Origin of the sequence: Bradyrhizobium sp. U87765 SZCCT0048 (assembly GCF_018131225.1) — a bacterium.
GTDB lineage: Bacteria > Pseudomonadota > Alphaproteobacteria > Rhizobiales > Xanthobacteraceae > Bradyrhizobium_A.
Genome location: NZ_JAFCMM010000001.1, coordinates 2,737,062 through 2,763,288 on the forward strand (window position 1 = coordinate 2,737,062; position 26,227 = coordinate 2,763,288).

Below are 26,227 nucleotides of genomic sequence, written 5' to 3' on the forward strand. Positions count from 1 at the left end.
CCGCCCTCGCTGCCCTGCTGTACCATCCGCCCTTGATGCGGAAAGGGCGGCGTCATCCCAACGCCACCCCGAATCGATGTCGCCACTCTCGCCCGGGCGCCGTTAAGCGCCACTTAACCCTGTTTTTGCGTCCAAACCGTCCGTTTTGCGAGTCTTTATTCAGGTTCCGGCGCCCACCGGCGGGGAAGCCCGCTCATGTCGACCGCTGGAACCGCCCCGAGGGCTCGCCAAACCCCTCGATCAGCGCCTCCGTGCCGTCCACTTCCGAAAGCCGGGCTTTGACGTCGTTGAGCCAGGCATAATTGGCCTCGTTGGTGACCTCACCCAGGGCCAGCTCGGCGTCCTTCAGCTCCCTAAGTAGGGAGTGCCATTGCCGATGCAAGACAATGAGTTGGCGCCATGTCGCCAGCACATCGTCGTTGGCGGCGCCTGGCTGCACCCCCCACACCGCCCCGGTGGTGATCGATCGCTCAACCTTTTGAATAAGCTCAGAAAATCCGCCCCTGTCGAGATCGGCGCGGAGCTTCTCGCCGAGCGCGGTCGGATCGGGGGTGTGATGATGATCGTTGGCGAACGCGGCGATGATCGCCGCCCGCAGCCGATGAGCCTCGGGATGGGCCATTTCGAGCGCTGCGACCTCCTCGAGATGGTCGTGCAGCAGCCACGGATGATTGATCAGCGACAGCAGGATCAGCGCCTCCCGGCGCGACAATGCCGTCCGCTGGCCGCGCATCAGCGGGCTCTGCGCCAACTGCGGACTGGCCGGCTGATACGTCCCTCGGCCAAGCGCCCAGCCGGTGGATAACTGCTGGCGGTTGCCGCCGCCGTCGCGCCGGCCACCCCCGCCGGGGCCGCGCGGCGTGAATCGGCCCCCCGATTCGCCGCCGGGTCGGCGGCCATAGCCACCGCCACGGCCTTCGGGCGCGAAAGTACGCTGCAGCCGCTGGACCAGATCCTGGCGGTAATAGCGGCGGACGACCTCGTCGCCAATGCTGTTGGTGAGCTGACCGATGCGAGCCTCGAGCGCGGCGCGGCGCTCCGGCGTCGAAAAATTGCCGCCCTCGATCTCGCGCGCCCACAGCACATCGGCGAGCGGACGTGCCGCACCGATGACGTCCTCGACGGCAGACCGGCCGCCGGCCCGCGCCAGATCGTCGGGATCCTGGCCCTCCGGCAACAGCGCGATGCGCAGGCTTTTGCCGGCCTTGAGATGCGGCAGGGCGATATCGGCGGCGCGATAGGCCGCCCGCTGCCCGGCCTTGTCGCCGTCGAAGCACAGGATTGGCTCGTCGGCCATCTTCCAGAGGTGGCCAAGCTGGTTCTCGGTCAGCGCGGTGCCGAGCGGCGCCACGGCGCCACCGAAGCCCACGGTCACCAGGGCGATGACGTCGACGTAGCCCTCGACAACGATCAGCGGCGCACCGTTGTGAACCGCCTGGCGCGCGGGCGCAAAGTTGTAGAGGTTGTCGCCCTTGTGAAACAGCGGCGTTTCCGGCGAGTTCAGATACTTCGCTGGAACGTCCTTCTCGAGCGCACGTCCGCCGAACGCAATGATGCGGCCACGCTGATCGCCGATCGGAAACATCACCCGGTCCTTGAAGCGATCAAAGGGCACGGGAATGTCGCTGCCGCCGATCAGCAGGCCGGCCTCGACCATGTCGTCCACGGAGACGCCGGCCTTGCCGAGATGCTCCTTGAGCCCGAATCGCTCCGGACTGGCATAGCCGAGCCTGAACTGGACCTGCGTAGCCGGGGAAATGCTGCGGTCGGCGAGATAGCCGCGCGCCTTGGCGCCGGCACGCGACGCCAGCGTCTCGACGAAATAGGCCGTCGCCATCTCCATGATGTCATGGAGCGTACGGCGGCGCTGCTGATGCCGCACCGCATCGGGCGTCGCCGCCGGCAGCGCGAGGCCAGCCATTGACGCCAGTCGCTCGACCGCCTCGGGGAAACTCACGCCTTCGGTTTCCATCACGAAATCGAAGATGTTGCCGTGCTTGCCCGAGGAGAAGTCGTGATAGAAGCCCTTCTGGTCGTTGACCGTGAAGGACGGCGTCTTTTCCTGCTGGAATGGCGACAGCCCCTTCCACTCGCGCCCCGCCTTCTTCAGCTTGACGCGCCGCCCCACGACTTCCGAAACGAGAAGCCGTTCGCGCAGTTCTTCGAGGAATTGGGGCGTAAAGCGCATGGACCGACAGCTGGGGTTGCAACCGATCATCCATATAGGCGCATCGCCGCCGGAGCCATAGGCCGGCCGGTTGTCCACGGCCGTCCACAGGCGCCCCCGGTCCGTTCCCCGGCGGCCCCTGCTATCGCCGGGCTGGCAAGAACCGTCCCCGGCGGATCCGCGTCAAACCCGCCACCGGACGATTGTAGAGGTAGACGAAGGCATCCAGCGAGGCTCCGTCGCGGAGAGTCACCGGCTGCAGCGCACGGACATACTGCACCGGCCGACGCGACTGGAACGCGGCCTGCTCATAAACGTCGAGCCGCCGCAGCAGCCGCTCGGGATGGCGCAAGCGATAGATATCCCCGAACACCACCTCGCCGGGCCGCTGCGACGGCACCACGCCGGGATAGTGCGCCACCCGGTAGAGCCGCCCGGCATACTGCCCCTCGTCGACGAAATCCGCATGCGCGGCGAGCAGCGCTGCCATTGGATGGCGCGCCCGCCGCATCAAGGTGCCGTAGACGAAGAGGTGAACGGTCATCCTGCCGGCTCCTGCGAACGCTTCAGCGAGCCATGCCGGCTCCGCCACATTCATGACATCAAGGTCGAAACATCCTAGACTCAAACCCGCGATTGCCGCGGCGCGAATCTGAGGCAGACTGTTTCCCGAATTGGCGCATTCTGCAGCAGACCCGCGAGCGACGCAGACGGCAGGACAGGAATGAGCTTGGACACGGTGATATCGCGATCGAACCTTCTCGCCGACGACGAAGTCCCGCCGGTCCTGGAGGTCAACGACAACGGCAGATCTCCCTTTGTCTTCACTTGCGATCATTATGGGCGGCTGATCCCTCGGGCTCTCGGCCAGCTCGGCCTGCCCGAGGAAGAGCTTGTCCGCCACATCGCCTGGGATATCGGCATCGCCGGCGTTGCGACAGCGCTGGCCAGGATGCTGGACGCCCACCTGATCGCGCAGCGCTACTCCCGCCTCGTGATCGACTGCAACCGCCCGTGGGAGGCCCCCTCGTCCATTCCGATGATCAGCGAGGCGACGACCATACCCGGCAACGAAGGCCTGACCCGCGAGGCGGCGGACGCCCGCCGCAGCGCCATCTTCGCGCCGTATCACCGCCGGATCGAAACCGTGCTTGGCCAGCGGCAGCAAGACAGGCGCCCCACCATCCTGGTCTCCCTGCACTCGTTCACGCCGGTGTATGCAGGCATCAAGCGCCCATGGCATGTCGGCACGCTGTATCATCGCGACACCCGCCTGCCGCCACTGCTGCTGCAATTGCTGCGCAAGGAAGGCGATCTGGTGGTCGGTGACAACGAGCCTTATGCGGTGAGCGACGCGACCGACTATACAATCCCGGTGCATGGCGAACGGCGCGGACTGATGAACACCGGCATCGAGATTCGCCAGGACCTGATTGACGAACCCTCTGGCCAGGAGCAGTGGGCCGAGCGGCTGGCGCGGATTCTGACCGAGATCGAGGCGGTGTTCGGCGCCGAGAATCTTCCGGTGTAACGATCGGCGCCGTGCCCTGCTCAGCGCGAGCGGGACAGCGCCAGCCAGATCCCGCCGCCGATCATGAAGCCACCGGACGCGCGCGACAGCAGGCGGGCACGCCGCGCCGACAGCAGCGTCCGCGCCCGTCCCGCCAGCAGCGCGTAGGTCGCGTCAGACACCGCGACGGTCGCCATGAAGGTGAGTCCGAGCAGGACGATCTGCGGGAAGCGCGCCTTGTCCATGTCGATGAATTGCGGCAGGAACGCCCCGAAGAACACCATCACCTTCGGATTGCTCAGCAGCACAACAAGCCCCTGCAGGAAAAAACCGCCGCGCGGTGGAGGCGGTGGGGCGTCCGACGTCTCCAGCAGGTTCGGTGAGCGGATCAACTTGATGCCCAGCCAGACGAGATAGGCCGCGCCGGCGAACCGCACCCAGTCGAACCAGTAGCCCATGGTGGCCATCAGCGACGTCAACCCGACGCCGACGATGCCGATCACGACCGCCAGGCCGACCTGGGCGCCGGCGATGTTGATCAGCGCCGCTCGGGTGCCGTGACGCAGACCGTTGGCGATGACCAGCGTCACCACCGGACCCGGCAGCAGCGCAAGCGCGATACAGGCGGCGACATAGGCGAGATAGAGCTGCAGTGACATGAGCGGTCCCCGGACGTCAGGGCGCCGAGCCTAGCGCGACGCGCATCGCCACGCCAGCATGCGCCCGTCCCTCAGCCCCTCGCCCGCAGCTCGCGGCGCAGCACCTTGCCGGTCGCGGTCATCGGCAAGGTCTCCACGAACTGCACGTGTCGCGGATACTCGTGTGCGGCGAGCTGCACCTTGACGAAATCCTGAATTTCACGCGCGAGCTCGTCGCCGGGAGCAAAACCGGGCCGCAGCACGATCCAGGCCTTGATCGCCTCGGTACGGATCGGGTCGGGTACGCCGACCACTGCGGCCAGCGCGACCGCCGGATGCTTGAGCAAGGTATGCTCGATTTCAGACGGCCCGATACGGTAACCCGCACTGGTGATGACATCATCCTCGCGGCTGACGTACCAGAAGTAGCCGTCGGCATCCTGGACGCCGAGATCGCCGGTCAGCAGGACGTCGCCGCGGAATTTGTCCGCCGTCGCCTCGGCATTGCGCCAGTATTCCAGCATCATGCAGGGGTTCGGCCGGCGCACACCAATGATGCCGCGGCTGCCGCGCGGCAGCTCCACGCCGGTCTCGTCGACGATGCAGACCTCGAAGCCCGGAATCGCCCGCCCCATCGAGCCCGGCCGGATCGGAAACAGCCGTGCATTGTTTCCGACCACGAGGTTGCATTCGGTCTGGCCGTAGATTTCGTGGGCGTCGATGCCGAAAGTGGAACGCACCCAGTCCAGCAGCTCGGCACCGAGTGACTCGCCGCCGGTCAGGATACTGCGCAACCTGACGCCGGGATGCCTGACGTCGGCCTGACGCATCAGCTTGAGCGCGGTCGGCGGCAGAAAGACGTTACGCACCTTGTGGTCGGCCATCAGTTGCATCGCCGCCTGCGGCTCGAACTTCCGGGCGCGGTAACCGACGATCGGAACACCGTGATACCAGGCCGGAAACAGCGCGTCGAACAGGCCGCCGATCCAGGCCCAGTCGGCCGGCGTCCAGTACACGTCGCCGGGCTTTGGAAAGAAGTCGTGCACCATCTCGACGCACGGCAGATGGCCGAGCAGCACGCGATGGGCGTGCAGGGCACCCTTGGGATTGCCGGTGGTCCCCGAGGTAAAGATGATGATCGCCGGATCGTCCGCCGCCGTGGCGACGGGCTCGAACGCATCGGCTGCGTCCGCGATCGCCCGCCAGAACGAGCGCGTGCCGGCAGGCGGGCTATCAGCGATGACGTAGATCTGTCGAAGCTCCGGTAGCTGGTCGCGGATTCCCGCCAGTTTCTCAAAGCCTGCCTGATCGGTGACGACGGCTTTCGCTGCACTGTTGGCGAGACGGAACGCCAGCGCGTCCTCTCCGAACAGCGTGAACAGCGGCACCGAGACCAGGGCGGAGCGGAATGCGGCGAGATGCACGACCGGCAGCTCGACCGACTGCGACAGGAACACCGCGACACGGTCGCCCCGCGACAGGCCGTCGGCACGCAGCACGTTGGCGAAGCGGCGCGACCACGACGCCATATCGTCGAACGACAGGTGGCGTGTGCGGCCAGCTTCGTCGACGTCGATCAGCGCCAGTCTGGCGGTCCCGTCGGCGTGACGGTCGCAGCAGACGTCGGCGATGTTGAACCGGGCCGGTACGTCCCAGCGGAAATCAGCGTAAAGGCGTTGGTAGTCGTCGGTTTCGGTGAGCATGACGAGAACCTCCCGCAGCGCACCTGGTGGCCGGTTCCAATATTCGCATCACACGAAAGCAGGCTCGTTTGCGAATGTCAGATCCGCCACACCAGGGATCATCCCGCGAGCGCTGCCTTGACGAGACCGCTGGCCTTGCCGAAGTCCATCTGGCCGGCGTACTTGGCCTTGAGCGCGGCGATCACCTTGCCCATGTCCTTCATCCCGGCCGCGCCGGTCTCCTGGATCACGGCGGCGATCGCGGCATTGACGTCGTCGTCGGACATCTGCTTGGGCAGATAGGCCGAGATCACCGCGATCTCTGCACGCTCCTGCTCGGCGAGCTCCGCGCGGCCGCCCTTGTCGTAGAGCGCGACCGACTCCTGGCGCTGCTTGATCATCTTTTGTAGCAGGCCGAGCAGATCATCGTCGCTCAGCGGCGGCTTGCCCTGGCCGCGCGCATCGATATCCGCATTCTTGATCGCGGAGTTGACCATGCGCAGCGTGGACAGCTTGCGCTCGTCCTTGGCCTTCATGGCCTCCTTCACTGCCGTGTTGATGTCGTCGCGCAGCATGGTCGTCTCCCGGAAAACGCGCCGGCCGGGCCGGCACGAGCCGCCCACCAGCTAATCTGACGATCTAGTGGGTTTTCCGCCGGGGCACAACTGTCCGGCAGCCCCTCGGACGATCAGCGCGTCAATGCCCCTTGGCGGCGGTTCGCGCTGAAATCATCGGAGTTCGACGGCGATGTCACCGGACGCGGCCCGGCTTCGTGCGGTGGCGCCATCAGGGACACGACGGTCGCTCGGACGCCGGGGCGCCCCCAGAGCTGGGTCGCCAGCGCGAACTCCGCACGGATCAGGGTCGGCTGCCGCTCCTGCACGCGCTGCATCCATTCCAGACACGTGGCATCGTCCAGGAAGCACAGCGCCGCCCAACCGCGGTTGACCTTTCGCTGCGGCGGCAGCGTCCACTCATATTGCAGGCGAAACGGGCGTCCGTAGGCAGGATGGTCGGGACTGTAGAACGCGGTCGCGAAAGCGAGATTGTCGTCGCCGCTGACGGCGGGCAGCGGCTCATTTGAAATGGCGTGCCAGCGCCGCGTCAGTTCGTCGGCCGCCAGACGATAGAAATGCCGGCCCTCCTTGTAGCCTTCGGTATTGCGCTGAAGAGCATGGACAGGCGCTGCGACGACCGCGGCCACGGAGAGCAGCAGCACCGCGACGGCGAGATTGACCGTATCGAAGCGGTCGACCGGAAAAGTGGTCGCGACGATCACCGCAACCACCACGAAAAACAGCCCTTGCAGGTTCCACAACGCCGGCAGATCGGCGCCGATCGCCACGGACACCACCGCAGGCAATACTACCGTTCCCGCGAAGATCAGCAGCAGTAGTAACGGTCCTGCCGGCATCCGGCGCAGGTCCGACACGAAGCGCCGCAAACTCGCCCGGATCATCAGCAGCCAGGCGAACGTCGGCACGACGAAATAGCCGAGAATGCCGAGCAGGAACTTGCCGGCTTCCTGGGCCGCGATCGTATGTCCATGGCCGGTGTGACCGTTCTGAGCGTAGGTCAGCGGCGCGAAATTGCTCTCCGCCAGCCAATACAGATGCGGCGCCAGCGCCAGCAGGCCGGCCAGTGTCGAGAGCCATGGCGCGGCGGACGTGAAATAAGCCCGGCGCTGGGGGTGCAGCACGGCGGCGATCACGAAACCGCCGATCAGCACCACCGAATAGTACTTGCCGAGCATAGCCAGCGCCGCGCACAGCCCTGCCGCCACCGCCCAGAGCGCGCTGCGACTTTCGAACGAGCGCAGGAAGCAGTAGGTTGCCAATGGCCACAACACCAGCAGCACGCTGTTGGCGTTGAAGCGCTGCGCATGGAATTGATAGGCAGGCACCAGCATCAGCAGCAGCAGAACGATGACGCGCTTGTCACCGCGGACGAAGCGCCGCGTCGTCAGGTCGACCGCCCACAGCGCCAGGGCCGCATTGACCATGGCCAGCAGGTGGAACGACCAATCGGCCAGCGGGAAGATCCGCGTCCAGAGAAACGCGATCCATCCCATCAATGGCGGATGCTTGGCATTGCCCCAAGCGAAGGTGCGGCCAACCGACCATGCCTCAAGAACGTCGGGATGCAGGTCGGCGTTGGCGTAGGCGAGCGCCAGGAACGCCATCCAGACCGCCACGAACATGACAAGCAGCAGGGGAATGGCCCAGCCGGCTTCGATGCCGTCGAGCCAGGCCTCGAAAGGCCGGCGCCAGGCCACGCGCGAGCGCGTCTGCGCGGTCGGCAGGACCGGCGAGGTCTCCACGTCTGCTGTCACGGAAATGCGCCCCGGGGACTAAACTTTTCGTAACTTCGTGTAGGATTGTGTCTGGCGCAGGGCAAGCCGGTCGAGCCGGAAATCGTCCAATTCTATAAAAATTCAAAACATTGCATGGCCGGATGGTTACTGGCCGTGCGAGGCTCCGAGCCATACGAGAAGCGCGTCAGCGACGGCGTCCGGACGCTCGGCCTGGGACAGATGGCCACAGTCCGGAACCAGCACGAGGCGGGATCCGGCAATCCCCGCGGCAATCTCGGCGGACAGTTCCTTCGGCAACAGCGCATCCTGCTCTGCCCCCACCACCAGTGTCGGGCAGCGGATAGACGCGAGCCCCGGCCGGGAATCCGGCCGCGCAATGATCGCCGTCTGGTTATTGACGAAGCCGGCGACGCCGACATCGTCGCCCATGTCATGCACGAGACGGTGCAGCGCCGCTTCGGTGACCCGCGCCGGATGCACGAACGTTGGAAAGATCATGTCGAGCACCTCGTGCAAGCGGCCATCGCGGGCCATCTGCATCTGTTGCCGCCGCCGCTCCGTCGCCGCCGGCGTGTCGGGGCGCGCCGAGCTGTTGAGGAGCGCCAGTTTCGCGACACGCTGCGGCGCCTGCCTCAGAATCTCGAAAGCGATATAGCCGCCCATCGAATGCCCGGCGAGCGCGAAGCGCTCGGGCGCCTCGCTCAACACCCGCGCGGCAATCGCCGCAAGGCTGTCGTCCCGCGCATGGTTGGCGACCATGACGGGGCCCGCACGCCACAACGCCGGGATGATCGCGCTGTAGATGCGAGCCGACGAAGCGAGGCCCGGCACCAGCACGAGCGGCAGACGATCGGTCCCGGTCATGGCGGCCTCCGTTGTCGGTCGAAGCCTAGGCGACGCCGCGCGTGCGGCCTTGCCAGTACGGCGCGCGCAGCGCCTTGCGGTCGATCTTGCCAAGCCCGGTCACCGGCACGCTTTCGACGACGTCGATGGTTTTGGGCGACCATGGCGCACCGCGCTTGTCCTTCACATGGGCTTGCAGCTCGGCGACATCGACAGTGCAGCCGGGCTTGGGCACCACGAAGCCCTTCACCGCCTCGCCCCACTTGTCGTCGGGGATGCCGATCACCGCCGCGGACGCCACGGCCGGGTGGGACATCAGCGCATCCTCGACCTCGCGCGGATAGATGTTGAACCCGCCCGAGATGATCATGTCCTTGGTGCGGTCGACGATGTAGTAGTAGCCATCCTCGTCCATGACAGCGACATCGCCGGTATGCAGCCAGCCGCCGCGCAGCGTTTCTTCCGTCGCATCGGCACGCTTCCAGTAGCCGTCCATCACCAGCGAACCGCGCACGCAGATCTCGCCGGGCTCTCCGACCGCGACCTCGTTCATCTCGGCATCGAACAGCTTGACGTCGAGCATCGGGTTGGCGCGGCCGCAGGAGCCGAGCCGGCGTGGATGGGCGAGATCGTGATCGATCTTGCGCAGCGTGGTGATGACCTGGGGCGCCTCGGTCTGGCCGTACAGTTGCACGAACACCGGCCCGAAGATCGCCATGCCCTCACGCAGACGGTCCGGCGACATCGGCGCCGCGCCATAAACGATCATGTCCAGCGACGAGAAGTCGAAACGCCGGCGCAGCTCGGTGTTGTCGATCAGGGCATAGATCAGCGTCGGCACCAGGAAGGTCGCGGTGATCCGCTCGTCCTGCACGACGCGGGCATAGACTTCCGGCTCGAACCCCTGCACCAGGCGCGAATAGCCGCCGCGCAGCATCACCGGAAACAGCGTCACGCCGGCGGCATGGCTGATGGGGGTCGCCGCGAGGAAGCGGATGTCGTGCGGCCAGTCCCAGTCTGCGAACAGCGTCAGCGTCATCGCCACCAGCGAACGATGGGGTAACATCACGCCCTTGGAGCGTCCGGTCGTGCCGCCGGTATAGGCAAGGAAGGCGATGGCCTCGCTGTCGCCGGCATCCACCAGTGGCGCGGGCGCGGCGGTCGCAACATCGGCCAGGATATCACGCACGCCGTCCATCGCGCCGAACGACGCCAAATGCTTCAGCCGCGGCGCGCGCTGCTGAATCGCCCGGCCGCGCTCACCGAACTTGGCGGCCTCCACGATCAGCAGGTCGATCTCGGCATCGTCGACGATGAAGGCCTGGTCGTCTTCCGCCGCCATCGGGTGCAGCGAGGTGTAGCGCGCGCCCATGACCATCGCCGCGCAGATCGCGGCCCAGCTCTCGACCCGGTTGCTGGCCAGCACCGACACCGCGCTGCCCTTGCCGAGGCCCATGGCGCGATAGACCGTGATGAAACGGCCGACGGCCTCGCCAAGTTCACGGTAGCTCCAGCGCGTGGCGGCGTCAGCGATGGCCGGACGATCGCCGTAGCGGGTGATCGCGGAAACGATGAGTCCCCCCATTGTTCCGCCCGAATGCAGCCGATCCATGGTTGTGTGTCACTCCCTGCGCGGCTCTTCTTGGTCTCGAGGTTTTGACGGCCGGCCGCGGAACCATAGCTTAATGGGGCCTACCCGCCTGTCAAACCAGAGAAAACGGCGGGTAAAATGACCGTTTTGGATGTGAATCCCGGCTCGGAGGCTTTGACGCGGCGCACCTCTCGGGCTATGGGATGCGCTCATGACCCAATCTGAAAACGCTGCCGCCTGGCCGGATCACAAACCGACCGCGCTCCTCGTGCTCGCCGATGGCACGGTGCTGGAGGGCTTTGGTCTTGGCGCCGAGGGCTCTGCCGTCGGCGAAGTCTGCTTCAACACCGCCATGACCGGGTATGAGGAGATCCTCACCGACCCGTCCTATGCCGGGCAAATCATTACCTTCACATTTCCGCACATCGGCAATGTCGGCACCAACGAGGAAGACATCGAGGCGCTGAACATGGCGGCAACGCCAGGCGCCCGCGGCGTCATCCTGCGCGCCTCGATCACCGATCCCTCGAACTACCGCAACGCCAAGCACCTCGACCAGTGGCTCAAGGCCCGCGGCATCATCGGCCTCGCCGGCATCGACACCCGCGCGCTGACCGCGCTGATCCGCACCAAGGGCATGCCCAACGCGGTGATCGCTCATGCGCCGGACGGCAAGTTCGACCTTCGGGCCCTGAAGGAAGAAGCGCGCGAATGGCCCGGCCTCGTCGGCATGGACCTCGTGCCGATGGTGACCAGCGGCCAGCGTTTCGTCTGGGACGAGACACCCTGGCAGTGGAACGAAGGTTACGGCCGCCAGAATGCTCCGGAATTCAACGTCGTCGCGATCGACTATGGCATCAAGCGCAACATCCTGCGGCTGCTCGCGGGCGAAGGCTGCAAGGTCACCGTGGTGCCGGCGACCACGTCAGCCGAGGACATCCTCGGCATGAAGCCGGATGGCGTGTTCCTGTCGAACGGCCCCGGCGATCCGGCCGCGACCGGCGAATATGCCGTGCCGGTGATCCGCAAGGTGATCGATTCGGGGCTGCCGACCTTCGGCATCTGTCTCGGCCACCAGATGCTCGGCCTCGCCGTCGGCGGCAAGACCATGAAGATGCATCAGGGGCATCACGGCGCCAACCATCCGGTCAAGGACCTGACCACGGGCAAGGTCGAGATCACCTCGATGAACCACGGCTTTGCGGTCGACAAGACGACGCTGCCCGGCAATGTCGAACAGACCCACGTCTCGCTGTTCGACGACAGCAACTGCGGCATCGCCCTCAAGGACAAGCCGGTGTTCTCGGTGCAGTATCACCCGGAAGCCTCTCCGGGCCCGCGCGACTCGCACTACCTGTTCCGCCGCTTCACTGACCTGATGCGCAAACGCAAGGGCGCCTGAGCGCCATTATTCCGGCGAGCGCCAGCAAAAAACGCCCGCAAGCCGCGGGCGTTTTTCGTTTTCGGAACAGGCGCCGAACCAGCGCCTCAGGCTGCGTTGTCGCCCTCCTGACGGCTGGCCTCGAACAGAAACCAGGTGCGCCGCTCGGTGGCGTCGATGAAGTTCTCGATGATGCTGGTGGTGGCCGAGTCGTCGTACTTGTCGGCAACCTCGTGCGCCTTACGCAGGTTGGTGGTAAAGGCCTTGTTGTCGTTCATCAGTTCGCGCAGCATTTCGCGCGGCGGCACATAGGCCTCGTCATTGTCCGCGACGTGGGTCAGGCGCGCGAGGTGGCCGACCGAACGCAACGTCGTGCCACCGATCTTGCGCACTCGTTCGGCGAGTTCGTCGATGGCCGCAAAGATCGCATCCGCCTGCTCGTCGAGCAGCAGATGATAGTCGCGGAAATGGCGGCCACTGACATGCCAGTGGAAATTCTTGGTCTTGATGTAGAGCGCGAAGCAATCCGCCACCAGCGGATTGAGAGCCGCGGAGATCTTCTCGACCGCTTCGGCAGAGAGATCCGTGGGGGTATCGAGCTCGGGGGCAACCTTTTTGGCGGTTTTGCTCACGACAGACCTTCCTGTTAGGAGTTCCTTAAGGCTGAAAATGTTCAGGCGTTGGTAAGTGGACACGTTGCGCGGGACCAGCTAACGCACGACCGGCGCGTCGGGTTCCCGGCCGGGGCCCGCGCAAGCGCGGGTGTCCGGCCCCGGACGTCCGGAATGAACAAATTGATCAAAGTCAGAGGGTTCCGTCGGCCGCTCGTCAGCGCCTCGCCGGACAGCGCGGTGCCGGAGCGAGAGCATGGATGACTGGATCGACTACTACGACTCCACACACACCATCTATGTCAGCAAGCTGCATCGCGACCTGCACTTCAGCATCATCGCCGACGACATCATCGGCTACATCTCCTCACCCGACGCCGTCGTACTCGACTATTCCTGCGGCGAGGCGACATCCGCAGCGCGGGTGGCGGAACGCTGCAGCCGCCTGATCCTCGCCGAACCCGCCCCCGGCGTGCGCGGCCGGCTGATCGCGCGGTTCGCACGCAACCTCAACGTCAAGGTGCGCTCCCTCGAGGAACTGCGCCATCTCGACGACCATTCGATCGACCTCGTGGTGATGATCTCGGTGGCGCAGTACATGACGCCCGCAGAGCTCGACAGCACGTTCGCGATCGTGCGTCGCCTGCTCAAGCCCAGTGGACGCTTCGTGCTCGGCGACATCCTGCGCCCTGAAGTGGGGGCGACGACCGACGTGATGGCGCTGCTGCGAATGGCCTATTCCCACGGCTTCCTGCGCGACGCGCTGATCGGGCTGATGCGAACCTACCTCTCGGACTACTGGCAATTGCGGACCCAGGTCGGGCTGCAGCGCTATTCCGAACAGGACATGCTCGCGAAGCTCGCCGCGGCAGGATTCTCGGCATCGCGCGCTCACGCGAATGTCGGACATAATCCGTCGCGCATGACCTTCGTCGCCCGCCACGCCTTCTGATCATGCATCAGCCGCAGCGCACGCTACCGAATGTTTACGCTGCATCCAGTTCCCGCATGACAGCACGAGGCCGGCGGCAGTAGGCTGCGGGTGGCCCGGTGGCGGAAGCGTTGACGCGGGGGTCGTGCAAGACCTCATATCCTGGTTTTGCCAGGCCGGGCCTCCACCCTCCTCTTCCTCACAATTCCCTGCCACGCGATCATATCCGGACGCGCAAAGGCGCGCTGCTCTCTCAGCCGCGCGTCGCTTGCGATCCGAGCGGCGCTTCGAAGCTGCAGTCCGCGAGCGCGAGACGCTCGACGTCACGCATCGCCGCCGCGAGAACGGCATCCAGCACTCCAGGAAAACGTGCCTCGAGATCCTCGCGCCGCAGACTCATGTAGCGCGCCGTGCCTTCGAGACGAACACGGATCACGCCCGCCTCGCGCAGCCGGCCGAAATGGTAGGCGAGGTTCGACTTCGCTCCGACCCCGCTGAAGTCGCCGCACCGCAGTTCGGAGCCGTCCCGCTCGTGCTGCGCCAGTCCGTGAACGATCGCCAGGCGCGTCGGATCGCCAAGACAATCGAGCACGGTTGGCAGCTCCAGCTGCTCGCGGGTGGGGTGGGCCAGAATCTTCATGGGACGACCATAGCCGCCAGCTAGCCTCTTCTCAATGTTCAATATCGATTGAACCAATTGACATTAAACCACTGGCATTCCATTGTTCAATAGATTTTGAACTTGGGAGCACAGGATGGCGCGCCTGTTCTGGCTGGCCTTGGCCGCCTTCGCGATCGGGACCGAGAGCTTCATGATCACCGGACTGCTGCCGGTAATGTCTGCCGACCTCGGCGTGTCGGTCGCAGCCGCCGGCCAACTGGTCACGGCGTTTGCCTTAAGCTACGCGATCGGCTCTCCAGTGCTCGCCACGCTGTTTAACAATGTCGACCGCAAGGCCGTGCTCGGGGTCGCGCTCGGCGGCTTCATTCTCGGCAACCTGCTTGCGGCCTGCGCCGGCGGCTATGGCCTGCTGATGGCGGCACGCATCGTGATGGCGCTGTCGGCGGCGCTGTGCATGCCGGCCGCCAACGCAGTCGCCGTGGCCATCGCGCCAGAGCATCGGCGCGGCCGCGCCATCGCCATCGTCAGCTCCGGACTGACCGTCGCCACCGCGCTCGGCGTGCCACTTGGCACGCTGATCGGCCATGCCACCAGCTGGCGGATGATGTTCGTGCTGGTCGCGGCCCTCGGCCTCCTGGCCCTCGCCGGATTGCTGTGGGGCCTGCCGCGCGGGCTGCCGCGGGTCTCCGCCACGCTGTCCCAGCGCCTTGCGGTGGCGCGGCAGCCGTCCGTGCTGCGCGCCCTGCTGATCACGGTGCTGTGGGGCATGGCCGGCTTCACCGTTTTTCCCTATCTGGCGCTCGTGCTCGGCGCGGTCGGCCTCGACACCGCCGGGATCAGCCTCGCCCTGTTCCTGTTCGGCTCGGCCGCTGCCGTCGGCAACGTGCTGGGCGGGGTGCTGGTCGACCGGATCGGGGCATCCTGCACCAGCGTGGCCGCCCTCGCCGGCGTGATGACCGCGCTGACGCTGGTCTCGGTCATCCTGCATGCCTGGCCCGCGGCCACCGCCTGGATCGCGCTGCTGGTGGTGATGCTGCCCTGGGGCATCTCAGGCTGGGCCTTCCATCCGCCGCAGTCAGCGAGGCTCGTGGCGCTCGTCCCCACGGCGCCGATGATCGCGCTGTCGCTCAATGCCTCGGCAATGTATCTCGGCTTCGCACTGGGCAGCCTGAACGGGGGCCTCGTCGTCTCGGCCCTGTCGGTGCAGGACCTCGGCTGGGCCGGAGGCGCCCTTGCCGCCGCCGGCCTGGCCTTGCTGGTGGCCTTCGACCGGTTCCGCCAGCCGCTCGGACAGCAAATCCCCGGTTGATGGGGACTTTAATCCCCTTCCCCACCTCCGGAATCTGGTCTAAAGACACCCCCGCGCGAGGCACTGTCTTGGCGCCTGCCAAAGGACGCGCGAGAAGCGCGCCCTTTTTTTGTGCCCGGTTTCTGCCCGCGTGAAGCGTGCCAGGTTGCGCTTTATCCTATTGTCAAAGCATGATTTTTCGGAAGTGCCCCGCAGTTCCGAACCATGCTGGTGTGAGACGCGATGCCCAAACGAACAGACATTTCCACGATCCTGATCATCGGCGCCGGTCCCATTGTGATCGGCCAGGCCTGCGAGTTCGACTATTCGGGAACCCAGGCGGTCAAGACGCTGAAGGAAGAGGGCTATCGTATCGTCCTGGTGAATTCCAACCCGGCGACGATCATGACCGATCCGGAGCTGGCGGACGCCACCTACATCGAGCCGATCACGCCGGAGATCGTCGCCAGGATCATCGAGAAGGAACGCAACGTCGTTCCCGGTTGTTTCGCGCTGCTGCCCACCATGGGCGGCCAGACCGCCCTCAACTGCGCGCTGTCGCTGCGCAAGCAGGGCACGCTGGACAAGTTCGATGTCGAGATGATCGGCGCCACCGCCGACGCCATCGACAAGGCCGAGGATCGTGGCCGCTTCCGTGAGGCGATGACCAAGATCGGTCTGGAAACGCCACGCTCGACCCAGACCAAGACGCTGCCCGACGCGCTGCGCGCGCTCGAGTACATCGGCCTGCCTGCGATCATCCGCCCGTCCTTCACCATGGGCGGCACCGGCGGCGGCATCGCCTACACCAAGGCCGAGTTTATCGAGATCGTCGAGCGCGGCATCGACGCCTCGCCGACCAGTGAAGTGCTGATCGAAGAGTCCGTGCTCGGCTGGAAAGAGTATGAGATGGAGGTCGTCCGCGACAAGAAGGACAACTGCATCATCGTCTGCTCGATCGAGAACCTCGATCCGATGGGCGTTCATACCGGCGACTCCATCACGGTGGCGCCGGCGCTGACGCTCACCGACAAGGAATACCAGATCATGCGCGACGCCTCGCTGGCGGTGCTGCGCGAGATCGGCGTCGAGACCGGCGGCTCGAACGTGCAGTTCGGCGTCAACCCGGCCGACGGCCGCCTGGTGGTCATCGAGATGAATCCGCGCGTGTCGCGCTCCTCGGCGCTGGCGTCGAAGGCAACCGGCTTCCCGATCGCCAAGGTCGCCGCCAAGCTCGCCGTCGGCTACACCCTCGACGAGATCGCCAACGACATCACCGGCGGCGCGACGCCGGCGTCGTTCGAGCCGACCATCGACTATGTCGTCACCAAGATTCCGCGCTTCGCGTTCGAGAAATTCCCCGGCGCCTCCCACACCCTGACGACCTCGATGAAGTCGGTCGGCGAGGTGATGGCGATCGGCCGCACCTTCCAGGAAAGCCTGCAGAAGGCGCTGCGCGGCCTCGAGACCGGCCTCACCGGCCTCGACGAGATCGACATCGACGGCCTCGGAAAGGGGGATGACAAGAACGCCATCCGCGCCGCGCTCGGCACCCCGACGCCGAACCGCCTGCTGCAGGTCGCGCAGGCGATGCGGCTGGGCTGGTCGAACGACGAGATCTTCGCGTCCTGCAAGATCGATCCCTGGTTCCTCGATGCCATCCGCGGCATCGTCGACACGGAGGCCAAGGTGCGCGCCCACGGCCTGCCCGGCAACGCGTTCGCGATGCGCTCGCTGAAGGCGATGGGCTTCTCGGACTCGCGCCTCGCCGTGCTCGCGGGCAAGACCGAGGCCGAGGTCAAGTCGCTGCGCCGCACCCTCGGCGTGCGTCCGGTATTCAAGCGCATCGACACCTGCGCCGCCGAATTCGCCTCGCCCACCGCCTACATGTACTCGACCTACGAAGCGCCGTTCGCGGGCCAGGTCGCCGACGAAAGCGCGCCCTCCGACGCCAAAAAGGTCGTCATCCTCGGCGGCGGCCCGAACCGCATCGGTCAGGGCATCGAGTTCGACTATTGCTGCTGCCATGCCTGCTTCGCGCTGCATGACGCCGGCTACGAGACCATCATGATCAACTGCAACCCGGAGACGGTGTCGACCGACTACGACACCGCCGACAGGCTGTACTTCGAGCCGCTCACGGCCGAGGACGTGCTCGAGATCATCGACACCGAGCGCTCCAACGGCACGCTCCATGGCGTCATCGTGCAGTTCGGCGGCCAGACGCCGCTCAAGCTTGCGCGCGCGCTCGAGGAAGCCCGGGTGCCGATCCTCGGCACCTCGCCCGACGCCATCGACCTCGCCGAGGACCGCGACCGCTTCAAGCGCGTTCTCGACAAGCTCCATCTCAAGCAGCCCAAGAACGGCATCGCCTATTCGGTCGAACAGGCACGCCTGGTGGCCAGCGATCTTGGCTTCCCGCTGGTGGTGCGCCCGTCCTACGTGCTCGGCGGCCGCGCGATGCAGATCATCCGCGAGGAAGGCCAGCTCGGCGACTACCTGCTCGATACGCTGCCCGAGCTCGTGCCCGCGGACGTCAAGGCGCGCTACCCCAACGACAAGACCGGGCAGATCAACACCGTGCTCGGCAAGAACCCGCTGCTGTTCGACCGCTATCTGTCGGACGCCATCGAGGTCGACGTCGATTGCCTGTGCGACGGCAAGGACACCTTCGTCGCCGGCATCATGGAGCATATCGAGGAAGCCGGCATTCATTCCGGCGACAGCGCCTGCGCGCTGCCGCCGCACTCGCTCGACCCGGCGACCATCGCCGAGCTCGAACGCCAGACCCGCGCGCTCGCGCTCGGCCTCGATGTCATCGGCCTGATGAACGTGCAGTACGCCATCAAGGACGGAGAGATCTACGTACTCGAGGTCAATCCGCGGGCATCGCGCACGGTGCCGTTCGTCGCCAAGGTCGTCGGCATGCCGGTGGCCAAGATCGCCTCGCGCCTGATGGCCGGCGAGAAGCTCGCCGACTTCAAGCTCAAGCCGGCGAAGCTCAACCATGTCGGCGTCAAGGAGTCCGTGTTCCCGTTCGCCCGCTTCCCCGGCGTCGACACCGTGCTCGGCCCGGAGATGCGCTCGACCGGCGAGGTGATGGGCCTCGATCGCTCGTTCGCGGTCGCGTTCGCCAAGAGCCAGCTCGGCGGCGGCACGCGTGTGCCGCGCTCCGGCACCGTGTTCGTGTCGGTACGCGAGGATGACAAGACGCGCATTCTCGATGCAGTCCGCCTGCTGGCGGGCCTCGGCTTCCGCGTCCTGGCGACGTCGGGCACCCAGCGCTTCCTCGTGGACAACGGCGTGCCGGCCGAGAAGGTCAACAAGGTGCTGGAAGGACGACCGCACATCGTCGACGCCATCACCAATGGCGACGTCCAGCTCGTTTTCAATACCACCGAGGGACCACAGGCCCTGGCCGACAGCCGCTCCCTGAGGCGAGCTGCCCTCTTGCATAAAGTACCGTACTACACCACTCTTTCCGGGGCCGTGGCGGCCGCGCAGGGAATCCGCGCCTATCTCGGCGGAGATCTCGAGGTCCGCACGCTGCAGAGCTACTCTTCCGACCTCTAGCGTCCGCCCACCGGCCTCGCGCAGGCCGGCCAGGACGCGGACGACGGACCGTTCAGCCAGCTGCAATGACTGCGATCCGTCGCAGCATGCGACCGGGCAAGCGGTTCGATGCGGAGTTGATCCGGCCCGCGCGATCTGCGGCCAAGCCGTGATCTCGCTGGAACCAGTAGATCGAGACTGTGTTCCCTTTCGGCGCTCGCTCCTGTTTCGGAGCAGAGCAAAACATGATGTTTCGCGTTTCGGACGTCCGATCGGCGCCGGGCGCGAAAACCGAGGACGACGACGAATGGTTGATAAAGTTCCGATGACCCAGGCTGGACACACTGCCCTGGAGGAAGAACTGAGGCAGCGTCAGCAGGTTGAGCGCCCGCGCATCATCGAGGCGATCGCCGAAGCGCGCTCCCATGGCGACCTGTCGGAAAACGCGGAATACCATGCCGCCAAGGAAGCGCAGTCGCATAACGAAGGCCGCATCGCAGAGCTCGAGGACAAGCTCGCGCGCGCCGACGTCATCGATGTGAGCAAGCTGTCCGGCGACACCATCAAGTTCGGCGCGACCGTGACGCTGATCGACGAAGACACCGAGAAGAAGGCGGTGTGGCAGATCGTCGGCGAGCCGGAAGCGGACGCCAAGAAGGGGCGCATCTCGATCACCTCGCCGCTCGGGCGCGCACTGATCGGCAAGACCAAGGGATCGTCTGTTGAGGTGATGGCGCCCGGCGGGGCCAAGGCCTATGAGATCGCCAACGTCGAGTGGCGGTAACCCGCAGGAAACTGCACCTTCGTGCTCCGATCGATCAAGCCGCAGCCCCTTGGGCTGCGGCTTTTTCATGGCTCGCATCCCACGCTCACATAACTCTTCGTGATCAGGCGGCTTTCCGGAGCCCCTTTTGACGCCGGTCGTATTGCACCGCCCTGTCCGCGCATGGGATAAATCATGAGCTTCGCTGCAGCCCGACAACGGGCACGGCGGGGCTGCACACATCACATTCCACTACGGCCAAACACTGGGGGATCAGAATGGCTTTGGACAACGTCGCGGACGCCTGGCGCCCGCGCCTTCTCAGCTTGCTGCGTTTCGTCACCGGGTTGCTGCTGTTTCAGTACGGCGTCGCCAAGATCTTCAAGTTTCCGGTGCTGCCCTACTTCGCCAACATCCCGCCGCTGATCACGGTGGCCGGCCTGCTCGAACTCGTGCTCGGCGCGCTGCTGCTGGTCGGTCTGTTCACGCGACCCGTGGCCTTCATTCTCGCCGGCGAGATGGCGTTCGCCTATTTCCTCGGCCACATGTTCAAGAGCGGCGAACCGGTTTTCCTGCCGCTGATCAATGGCGGCACCGCGGCGATCCTGTTCTGCTTCACCTGCCTGTATCTCGCCGCTGCCGGCGGCGGACCGCTCAGCCTCGACGCGATCATCCGCAAGAAATAGACCGCAGACGCGCTTCGGCGCAGGCCGGTACATCGACAAACGCCGCGCCGTGGACTCCGTCCACGGCGCGGTTGTCGTTTCAGGCGGTGGTGGCGCGTCGTGCCGTCGCCGGATGCAGCTTCATCTCCAGCGGCACGGCCGCCTCGTTCTTGGAGTTGTGCAGCACCAGCGATGTCCTGACATTGCGCACATGCGGCGCGGCCGTGAGATGCGAGACGAAATGCTGAAAGGTCGCCATGTCGGGCGCCACGCACTTCAGGATGAAGTCGACCTCGCCCGACAGCATCCAGCATTCGCGTACCAGTGGCTCGCCCCGCACGAACTGCTCGAACGCGCGCAGGTCCGCATCGGCCTGGCTGGAGAGATGGACTGACGCGAACACGGTGACATCGAAGCCGAGCCGATAGGGATCGAGCAGGCCACGGTATCCCTGGATGTAGCCAGCATCCTCCAGCGCCTTCACGCGGCGCAGGCAGGGCGGCGGCGAAATGCCGACCCGCTTGGCGAGCTCGACATTGGTAATTCGGCCATCAGCCTGAATTTCATGAAGAATTTTCAGATCGATCTCGTCGAGACCCTTGGACACGGACGCAGGCTTCCTCAATTGGCACGACAGCCGACGGTGGCTGTCGGTCTTTCATACCGCAGCGCCCTCGGTTTTGCGAAATTTTATTGCTTTGAAAATACGGAGCCAGCGGTGATGGCACGCAAGTGACACCGACGCCAGAAAATCGGTGAATATGGGTTGCATAACTTGCATGGCTGCCCAGATAACCTAAGATGAATTTTGCTGTTTTTGATGCACTGCAGCCACCTTTCTGAGCAGTTTCGGCCTCCTCGCGACCATGACGTCGGGGGAGCGAGGATGGATCCATGTCTTCTGCCAACACGCCCGCCACCACCTCCGCCGCTTCCCAGCCAATCCACGCCAAGGTGGTGATCATCGGATCCGGGCCGGCTGGTTATACCGCCGCGATCTATGCGGCCCGGGCGATGCTCGAGCCCATCCTGATCCAGGGCATCCAGCCCGGCGGCCAGCTCACGATCACCACCGATGTGGAGAACTACCCGGGCTTCGCCGACGTCATCCAGGGTCCCTGGCTGATGGAGCAGATGGAGAAGCAGGCCACCCATGTCGGCACGCGGATCGTCACCGACCACGTCAACAAGCTCGAGCTCGGGCGCCGTCCGTTCCGCATCACCTGCGACTCCGGCGACGTCTACATCGCCGAGACCGTGATCCTGGCGACCGGCGCGCAGGCGCGCTGGCTCGGCTTGCCGTCGGAAGAAACCTTCAAGGGCTTCGGAGTCTCGGCCTGCGCCACCTGCGACGGCTTCTTCTACCGCAACAAGGAAGTGTTCGTGGTCGGCGGCGGCAACACCGCCGTCGAGGAAGCGCTGTTCCTCACCAACTTCGCCTCCCAGGTCACGCTGGTGCATCGCCGCGACTCGCTGCGGGCCGAGCGCATCCTGCAGGACCGCCTGTTCAAGCATCCCAAGATCAAGGTGATCTGGGACACCGCGGTCGAGGAGATCCGCGGCGCCCAGAACCCGTCGAAGGTCACCCATATCCGCCTGAAGAACCTGAAGACCGGCGCGGTCAACGACCTGCCGGCAGACGGCGTCTTCGTCGCCATCGGACATGCGCCTGCGACCGATCTGGTCGCCGGCCAGCTCAAACTCAAACCGTCGGGCTATGTCGAGATCGCCCCGCATTCGACCGCGACCTCCGTGCCGGGCGTCTTCGCCGCCGGCGACGTCGCGGACGAGACCTATCGGCAGGCAGTGACCGCCGCCGGGCTCGGTTGCATGGCCGCTCTGGAAGCAGAGCGCTTCATCCATGCCGCCGCCAGCGAGCGCGCGGCCGCCGAGTAGAGCGAATGGACGGACAAGTTTGATGCCTCAGAATCGTCACGGATCGATATCGATGGATTGGGACAAGCTAAAGGTCTTTCATGCTGCAGCGGAAGCCGGCAGCTTTACCCACGCGGGAGAGCAATTGGGGTTGTCCCAGTCCGCTGTGTCCCGCCAGGTCAGCGCGCTGGAGCAGGAGCTGTCGGTCTCGCTGTTTCATCGCCATGCCCGCGGCCTCATCCTGACCGAACAGGGCGACCTGCTGTTTCGCACCGCCCACGACGTCTTCATGCAGTTGCAGGCGGCACGCGCCAAGCTGACCGACAGCCGCGAGCGTCCGAGCGGCGAGCTCAAGGTCACCACCACCCCCGGCGTCGGCATCAACTGGCTTATTCCGCGTCTCGGCGAATTCACCTCGCTGTATCCAGAGATCCGCGTGCAGCTGATGGTCACGGACGAGGAACTCGACCTGTCGATGCGCGAGGCCGATGTCGCGATCCGCACCCGCAAGCCGACCCAGCCCGACCTCATTCAGCGCAAGCTGTTCTCGATCGGCTTTCACGCCTACTGCTCGCCGGAATACATCAAGCGCTTCGGCACACCGCGCACGCTCGACGATCTGGACAGCCACCGCATCATCATCCTCAGCGACTCGCAGGTTCCGTCCCACCTGCAGAACCGCGCCTGGCTGATCGAGGCAGGCCGCAACGGTTCGGGTCCGCGCGAGCCGTACTTCAAGGTCAACAACATCCTCGGCCTGCTGCGCGGTTGCCAGCAGGGCCTCGGCATCGCTGCACTGCCCGACTACCTCGTCGACGAGAACAGCCGCCTCGTGCAGCTGTTCGGCGAAGCCGACTCGATCCAGCTCGACACCTACTTCGTCTATCCGGAAGAGCTGAAAACCGTTGCCCGCGTGCAGGTTTTCCGCGACTTCGTGGTGAGCAAGGCGCAGCGCTGGCCATCATGATCCTGTGATTGCTCCCGCCAACTCCGCATGACTGACATGCGGAGTGGGCTGTTGCCGCATGACGCGAACAGGAATCAAATGAACCCACTGAACGCTTGCGGTTGCGCATCGTCCCCCTCCTCCAGTGACCGCGGGGCTTCAGCTATCCCTCTTGGAAGGTGATTGTGTCGGCCTCTCATGGCCATAACTGACCAGCCGGGCTCGCAAGAGTCCGGCTTTTTCTTTTTGCGCCGCTCGCTTCCTGCGCTCTTCGCTTTTGCGAACAACTGAACGCCGACGCGATGGCCGGCGTTCACGTCCAATGTCGTTTTGTTGCCATGCGTGATGGGAACACGCATGGCGCAGGAAGCGCAGCTACAGACGCAGCCGCGCCAGCCGCAACGCATTAGCGATCACACTGAACGACGACAGTGCCATCGCCGCGGCCCCGACCATCGGTGACAGCAAAAGGCCGAACACCGGGTAGAGCACGCCGGCGGCGATGGGCACCCCTGCAGCATTGTAGACAAACGCAAACGCGAGGTTCTGCCGGATGTTGCGCATGGTCGCCTGCGACAGTGCCCGTGCCTGCACGAGGCCATTGAGATCGCCGCGAAGCAGTGTGATGCCCGCGCTCTCGATGGCGACGTCGGTGCCGCCCCCCATCGCAATACCGACATCGGCACTGGCCAGCGCCGGCGCGTCGTTGATGCCATCGCCAGCCATCGCGACGCGCCGTCCCTCCGCCTTCAACCGCTCCACCACCGCGCCCTTGCGCTCGGGCAGCACGCCAGCCTCGATCTCGTCGATGCCGAGGCTGCGCGCGACGGCTCTTGCCGTCGCTTCGTGGTCACCCGTCAGCATGATGATCCGCAAGCCTTCCTTGCGCAGCGCATCGAGCGCGGCCCGCGCACCAGCCTTGACGGGATCGGCGATCGCGATCACGCCGGCAGCCTTCCCGTCGACAGCGACATGGATCACCGTGGCGCCATCCACGCGCCGCTGCTCGGCCTGCACTTCGAGCGCGGCCACGTCGACGCCGTTTTCGGCCATCAGCATCGCATTGCCGAGCAAGACCCCTCGTCCGTCGACAAGGCCAGACGCGCCCTTGCCGACCGGTGACTGAAAGTCCGCGACATCCGCCAGAGTCAGCCCCCGCGCCTTTGCTTCCGCGAGGATGGCATGGCCGAGCGGATGCTCGCTGGCGCGCTCGACGCTGGCCGCGAGCCGCAGCAGTTCCGGCTCTGCGACATCGCCGGCAGCGACCACGGCGACCACCTTCGGCTTGCCTTCGGTCAGTGTGCCGGTCTTGTCGATCACCAGGGTGTTCACCGCCTCCATGCGCTCGAGCGCGTCTGCATCGCGGATCAGGATACCTGCTCGCGCGCCGCGGCCGACACCAACCATGATCGACATTGGCGTCGCCAGCCCGAGCGCACACGGACAGGCGATGATCAGCACGGTGACCGCGGCCACGAGGCCGAACGACAGCCGCGGCTCCGGTCCGAACATCGCCCAGGCCGCGAAGGCCAGCACGGCCACGGCGATGACCGCCGGCACGAACCAGCCGGCGACGCGGTCGGCGAGCCGCTGGATCGGCGCGCGCGAACGCTGCGCCCGCGCCACCATGTCGACGATGCGTGCCAGCATGGTGTCGCGGCCGACCTTTTCGGCCTTCATCACGAGACCGCCGCTCTGGTTGAGCGTGCCGCCGATCACCGCGGCGCCCTCGCCCTTGCCCACCGGCATCGCCTCGCCGGTCACCATCGATTCATCGATGCTGGAGCGGCCCTCGACGATGACGCCATCGACCGGAATGGTCTCGCCGGGGCGGACCCGCAGCAGGTCGCCGGCGACCACGTCTTCCAACTGCACGTCCTCGTCGCCGCCGGCACCGATCCGCCGCGCCATCTTCGGCGCGAGACCAAGCAGCGCCTTGATCGCCCCCGACGTGCGTTCACGCGCGCGCAGCTCCAGCAGTTGCCCGAGCAGCACCAGCACGGTGATCACCGCCGCCGCCTCGAAATACACCGCCACTGCGCCGTGATGGTCGCGGAACGCATCCGGAAACACCTGCGGCGCAAAGGTTGCGACCACGCTATAGAGCCACGCCACGCCGGTGCCCATGGCGATCAGCGTGAACATGTTGAGATGGCCGGTCTGCAGCGAACGATAGCCGCGCACGAAGAACGGAGCGCCCGCCCAGGCAACCACCGGCGTCGCCAGCGCGAGCAGCACCCAGTTGGCATAGGGCGCGGCGATAATCGACACCCCGGCAAGGTGAGCCGCCATGTCGATGACCGCAACCGGGATCGTCAGCACCAGCGCGATCCAGAATCGGCGGGTCATGTCCACGAGCTCTGGATCCGGCTTGTCGTCCAGCGTCACCATCTCCGGCTCGAGCGCCATGCCGCAGATCGGGCACGAACCGGGACCGACCTGGCGCACCTCCGGATGCATCGGGCAGGTGTAGATCGCATCGGCGGCGACGGGCTGCGACGATGGTCGCTTCAGCTTCGGCGCCGGCGGCGTGCGTGACAGATAGGTCTGCGGATCGGCCTCGAACTTGGTGCGGCAGCCGGCCGAGCAGAACAGATATTCTTGGCCATCGTGCGTGAAGCGGTGCCTGGCCGTCGCCGGATCGACGCTCATGCCACAGACCGGATCGATCGCAAGCGCCGCGGCTGCGTCGTGATGATGGTGATGGTGGCCATGGACGCCGTGATGATCGGCATGGTCATGTTGACAGCAGGAATGCGACGGCGGCGGCGCGGCCGCGCCGGCAGGCCCCTCATGGGCGCAACAGGACCCGTCGTTCTTCCCCGCTGTCGACATCTTGCACTCCTCC

The 26,227-nt window shown here is 65.6% G+C and carries 21 protein-coding genes; 9 read left to right on the top strand and 12 right to left on the bottom strand.

All coding sequences use genetic code 11. The annotated features are described in order from the left end of the window. Positions 1-193: 193 nt before the first annotated feature. Entirely contained in the window at positions 194-2,188 is a 1,995-nt protein-coding gene (dnaG, locus tag JQ639_RS12065; RefSeq protein ID WP_211966325.1) for a DNA primase, read from the bottom strand. 121 nt (positions 2,189-2,309) lie between these two features. Then, positions 2,310-2,711 (bottom strand): gamma-glutamylcyclotransferase family protein, encoded by a 402-nt coding sequence (locus JQ639_RS12070; RefSeq protein WP_211966326.1) that lies wholly within the window; start codon positions 2,709-2,711, stop codon positions 2,310-2,312. Between the two features lie 180 nt (positions 2,712-2,891). On the opposite strand from JQ639_RS12070, the gene JQ639_RS12075 reads away from it, so the two are divergent. Then, positions 2,892-3,698, top strand: a complete 807-nt coding sequence (locus tag JQ639_RS12075) for an N-formylglutamate amidohydrolase (RefSeq protein ID WP_211966327.1) — start codon at positions 2,892-2,894, stop codon at positions 3,696-3,698. Between the two features lie 20 nt (positions 3,699-3,718). On the opposite strand, the gene JQ639_RS12080 is transcribed toward JQ639_RS12075, so the two are convergent. From JQ639_RS12080 to JQ639_RS12105, 6 genes are all read right to left on the bottom strand, one after another. After that, on the bottom strand, positions 3,719-4,336 hold the full coding sequence (locus tag JQ639_RS12080; protein WP_211966328.1) for a LysE family translocator: 618 nt from the start codon (positions 4,334-4,336) through the stop codon (positions 3,719-3,721). A gap of 71 nt (positions 4,337-4,407) precedes the next feature. Continuing rightward, entirely contained in the window at positions 4,408-6,018 is a 1,611-nt protein-coding gene (locus JQ639_RS12085) for an acyl-CoA synthetase (protein WP_211966329.1), read from the bottom strand. Between the two features lie 98 nt (positions 6,019-6,116). Next, entirely contained in the window at positions 6,117-6,572 is a 456-nt protein-coding gene (locus JQ639_RS12090) for a GatB/YqeY domain-containing protein (RefSeq protein WP_211966330.1), read from the bottom strand. A gap of 113 nt (positions 6,573-6,685) precedes the next feature. Then, entirely contained in the window at positions 6,686-8,329 is a 1,644-nt protein-coding gene (locus JQ639_RS12095; protein ID WP_349644767.1) for a glycosyltransferase family 39 protein, read from the bottom strand. 126 nt (positions 8,330-8,455) lie between these two features. Beyond that, positions 8,456-9,175, bottom strand: a complete 720-nt coding sequence (locus tag JQ639_RS12100; protein ID WP_211966331.1) for an alpha/beta fold hydrolase — start codon at positions 9,173-9,175, stop codon at positions 8,456-8,458. A 25-nt stretch (positions 9,176-9,200) separates the two neighbouring features. Continuing rightward, positions 9,201-10,766, bottom strand: coding sequence for an AMP-binding protein (locus JQ639_RS12105; RefSeq protein ID WP_211966332.1), 1,566 nt, complete (start codon positions 10,764-10,766; stop codon positions 9,201-9,203). 190 nt (positions 10,767-10,956) lie between these two features. Between JQ639_RS12105 and carA the strand changes: the two genes are divergently transcribed. Then, positions 10,957-12,147, top strand: coding sequence for a glutamine-hydrolyzing carbamoyl-phosphate synthase small subunit (gene carA / locus JQ639_RS12110; RefSeq protein WP_211966333.1), 1,191 nt, complete (start codon positions 10,957-10,959; stop codon positions 12,145-12,147). An 86-nt stretch (positions 12,148-12,233) separates the two neighbouring features. Here carA and JQ639_RS12115 read toward each other — a convergent pair whose 3' ends face one another. Then, a complete protein-coding gene (locus tag JQ639_RS12115) occupies positions 12,234-12,758 on the bottom strand; it encodes a Dps family protein (RefSeq protein ID WP_211966334.1) in 525 nt (174 codons plus the stop codon). Between the two features lie 235 nt (positions 12,759-12,993). Between JQ639_RS12115 and JQ639_RS12120 the strand changes: the two genes are divergently transcribed. Further along, complete coding sequence (locus tag JQ639_RS12120; protein ID WP_211966335.1) at positions 12,994-13,689, top strand: class I SAM-dependent methyltransferase; 696 nt, start codon at positions 12,994-12,996, stop codon at positions 13,687-13,689. Positions 13,690-13,921: 232 nt separating this feature from the next. On the opposite strand, the gene JQ639_RS12125 is transcribed toward JQ639_RS12120, so the two are convergent. Further along, positions 13,922-14,308: an ArsR/SmtB family transcription factor gene (locus JQ639_RS12125; RefSeq protein WP_211966336.1), complete on the bottom strand. Its 387-nt coding sequence runs from the start codon at positions 14,306-14,308 to the stop codon at positions 13,922-13,924. A gap of 115 nt (positions 14,309-14,423) precedes the next feature. Between JQ639_RS12125 and JQ639_RS12130 the strand changes: the two genes are divergently transcribed. The 4 genes from JQ639_RS12130 (at position 14,424) to JQ639_RS12145 (ending at position 20,579) form a co-directional block, all read left to right on the top strand. Next, entirely contained in the window at positions 14,424-15,599 is a 1,176-nt protein-coding gene (locus tag JQ639_RS12130; RefSeq protein ID WP_211966337.1) for an MFS transporter, read from the top strand. A 222-nt stretch (positions 15,600-15,821) separates the two neighbouring features. Then, positions 15,822-19,151 (top strand): carbamoyl-phosphate synthase large subunit, encoded by a 3,330-nt coding sequence (gene carB / locus JQ639_RS12135; RefSeq protein ID WP_211966338.1) that lies wholly within the window; start codon positions 15,822-15,824, stop codon positions 19,149-19,151. 286 nt (positions 19,152-19,437) lie between these two features. Next, a complete protein-coding gene (greA, locus tag JQ639_RS12140; RefSeq protein ID WP_211966339.1) occupies positions 19,438-19,914 on the top strand; it encodes a transcription elongation factor GreA in 477 nt (158 codons plus the stop codon). 257 nt (positions 19,915-20,171) lie between these two features. Next, the gene (locus JQ639_RS12145) at positions 20,172-20,579 is read left to right on the top strand and encodes a DoxX family protein (protein WP_211966340.1); all 408 of its coding nucleotides are present in this window, start codon (positions 20,172-20,174) and stop codon (positions 20,577-20,579) included. A 79-nt stretch (positions 20,580-20,658) separates the two neighbouring features. On the opposite strand, the gene JQ639_RS12150 is transcribed toward JQ639_RS12145, so the two are convergent. After that, positions 20,659-21,165, bottom strand: a complete 507-nt coding sequence (locus tag JQ639_RS12150) for an Lrp/AsnC family transcriptional regulator (protein WP_211966341.1) — start codon at positions 21,163-21,165, stop codon at positions 20,659-20,661. Between the two features lie 287 nt (positions 21,166-21,452). Here JQ639_RS12150 and trxB point away from each other — a divergent pair, with 287 nt between their 5' ends. Together trxB and JQ639_RS12160 are read left to right on the top strand one after the other, a co-directional pair. Continuing rightward, positions 21,453-22,454, top strand: coding sequence for a thioredoxin-disulfide reductase (gene trxB / locus JQ639_RS12155; RefSeq protein WP_211966342.1), 1,002 nt, complete (start codon positions 21,453-21,455; stop codon positions 22,452-22,454). Between the two features lie 52 nt (positions 22,455-22,506). Then, positions 22,507-23,400 (top strand): LysR family transcriptional regulator, encoded by an 894-nt coding sequence (locus JQ639_RS12160; protein ID WP_211966343.1) that lies wholly within the window; start codon positions 22,507-22,509, stop codon positions 23,398-23,400. Between the two features lie 354 nt (positions 23,401-23,754). Here the strand turns inward: JQ639_RS12160 and JQ639_RS12165 are convergent, their stop codons facing one another. Beyond that, complete coding sequence (locus tag JQ639_RS12165; protein WP_211966344.1) at positions 23,755-26,214, bottom strand: heavy metal translocating P-type ATPase; 2,460 nt, start codon at positions 26,212-26,214, stop codon at positions 23,755-23,757. Positions 26,215-26,227 lie beyond the last annotated feature (13 nt).

Excerpts from the sequence above, each read along its gene's own strand:
- JQ639_RS12125 (WP_211966336.1), bottom strand. The coding sequence starts at position 14,308 with ATGAAGATTCTGGCCCACCCCACCCGCGAGCAGCTGGAGCTGCCAACC.
- dnaG (WP_211966325.1), bottom strand. The coding sequence starts at position 2,188 with ATGCGCTTTACGCCCCAATTCCTCGAAGAACTGCGCGAACGGCTTCTC.
- JQ639_RS12085 (WP_211966329.1), bottom strand. The coding sequence starts at position 6,018 with ATGCTCACCGAAACCGACGACTACCAACGCCTTTACGCTGATTTCCGC.
- JQ639_RS12120 (WP_211966335.1), top strand. The coding sequence starts at position 12,994 with ATGGATGACTGGATCGACTACTACGACTCCACACACACCATCTATGTC.
- JQ639_RS12105 (WP_211966332.1), bottom strand. The coding sequence starts at position 10,766 with ATGGATCGGCTGCATTCGGGCGGAACAATGGGGGGACTCATCGTTTCC.
- carB (WP_211966338.1), top strand. The coding sequence starts at position 15,822 with ATGCCCAAACGAACAGACATTTCCACGATCCTGATCATCGGCGCCGGT.
- JQ639_RS12080 (WP_211966328.1), bottom strand. The coding sequence starts at position 4,336 with ATGTCACTGCAGCTCTATCTCGCCTATGTCGCCGCCTGTATCGCGCTT.
- JQ639_RS12130 (WP_211966337.1), top strand. The coding sequence starts at position 14,424 with ATGGCGCGCCTGTTCTGGCTGGCCTTGGCCGCCTTCGCGATCGGGACC.
- JQ639_RS12070 (WP_211966326.1), bottom strand. The coding sequence starts at position 2,711 with ATGACCGTTCACCTCTTCGTCTACGGCACCTTGATGCGGCGGGCGCGC.
- JQ639_RS12165 (WP_211966344.1), bottom strand. The coding sequence starts at position 26,214 with ATGTCGACAGCGGGGAAGAACGACGGGTCCTGTTGCGCCCATGAGGGG.
- JQ639_RS12160 (WP_211966343.1), top strand. The coding sequence starts at position 22,507 with ATGGATTGGGACAAGCTAAAGGTCTTTCATGCTGCAGCGGAAGCCGGC.
- JQ639_RS12090 (WP_211966330.1), bottom strand. The coding sequence starts at position 6,572 with ATGCTGCGCGACGACATCAACACGGCAGTGAAGGAGGCCATGAAGGCC.
- JQ639_RS12100 (WP_211966331.1), bottom strand. The coding sequence starts at position 9,175 with ATGACCGGGACCGATCGTCTGCCGCTCGTGCTGGTGCCGGGCCTCGCT.
- JQ639_RS12075 (WP_211966327.1), top strand. The coding sequence starts at position 2,892 with ATGAGCTTGGACACGGTGATATCGCGATCGAACCTTCTCGCCGACGAC.
- JQ639_RS12145 (WP_211966340.1), top strand. The coding sequence starts at position 20,172 with ATGGCTTTGGACAACGTCGCGGACGCCTGGCGCCCGCGCCTTCTCAGC.
- trxB (WP_211966342.1), top strand. The coding sequence starts at position 21,453 with ATGTCTTCTGCCAACACGCCCGCCACCACCTCCGCCGCTTCCCAGCCA.
- greA (WP_211966339.1), top strand. The coding sequence starts at position 19,438 with ATGGTTGATAAAGTTCCGATGACCCAGGCTGGACACACTGCCCTGGAG.
- carA (WP_211966333.1), top strand. The coding sequence starts at position 10,957 with ATGACCCAATCTGAAAACGCTGCCGCCTGGCCGGATCACAAACCGACC.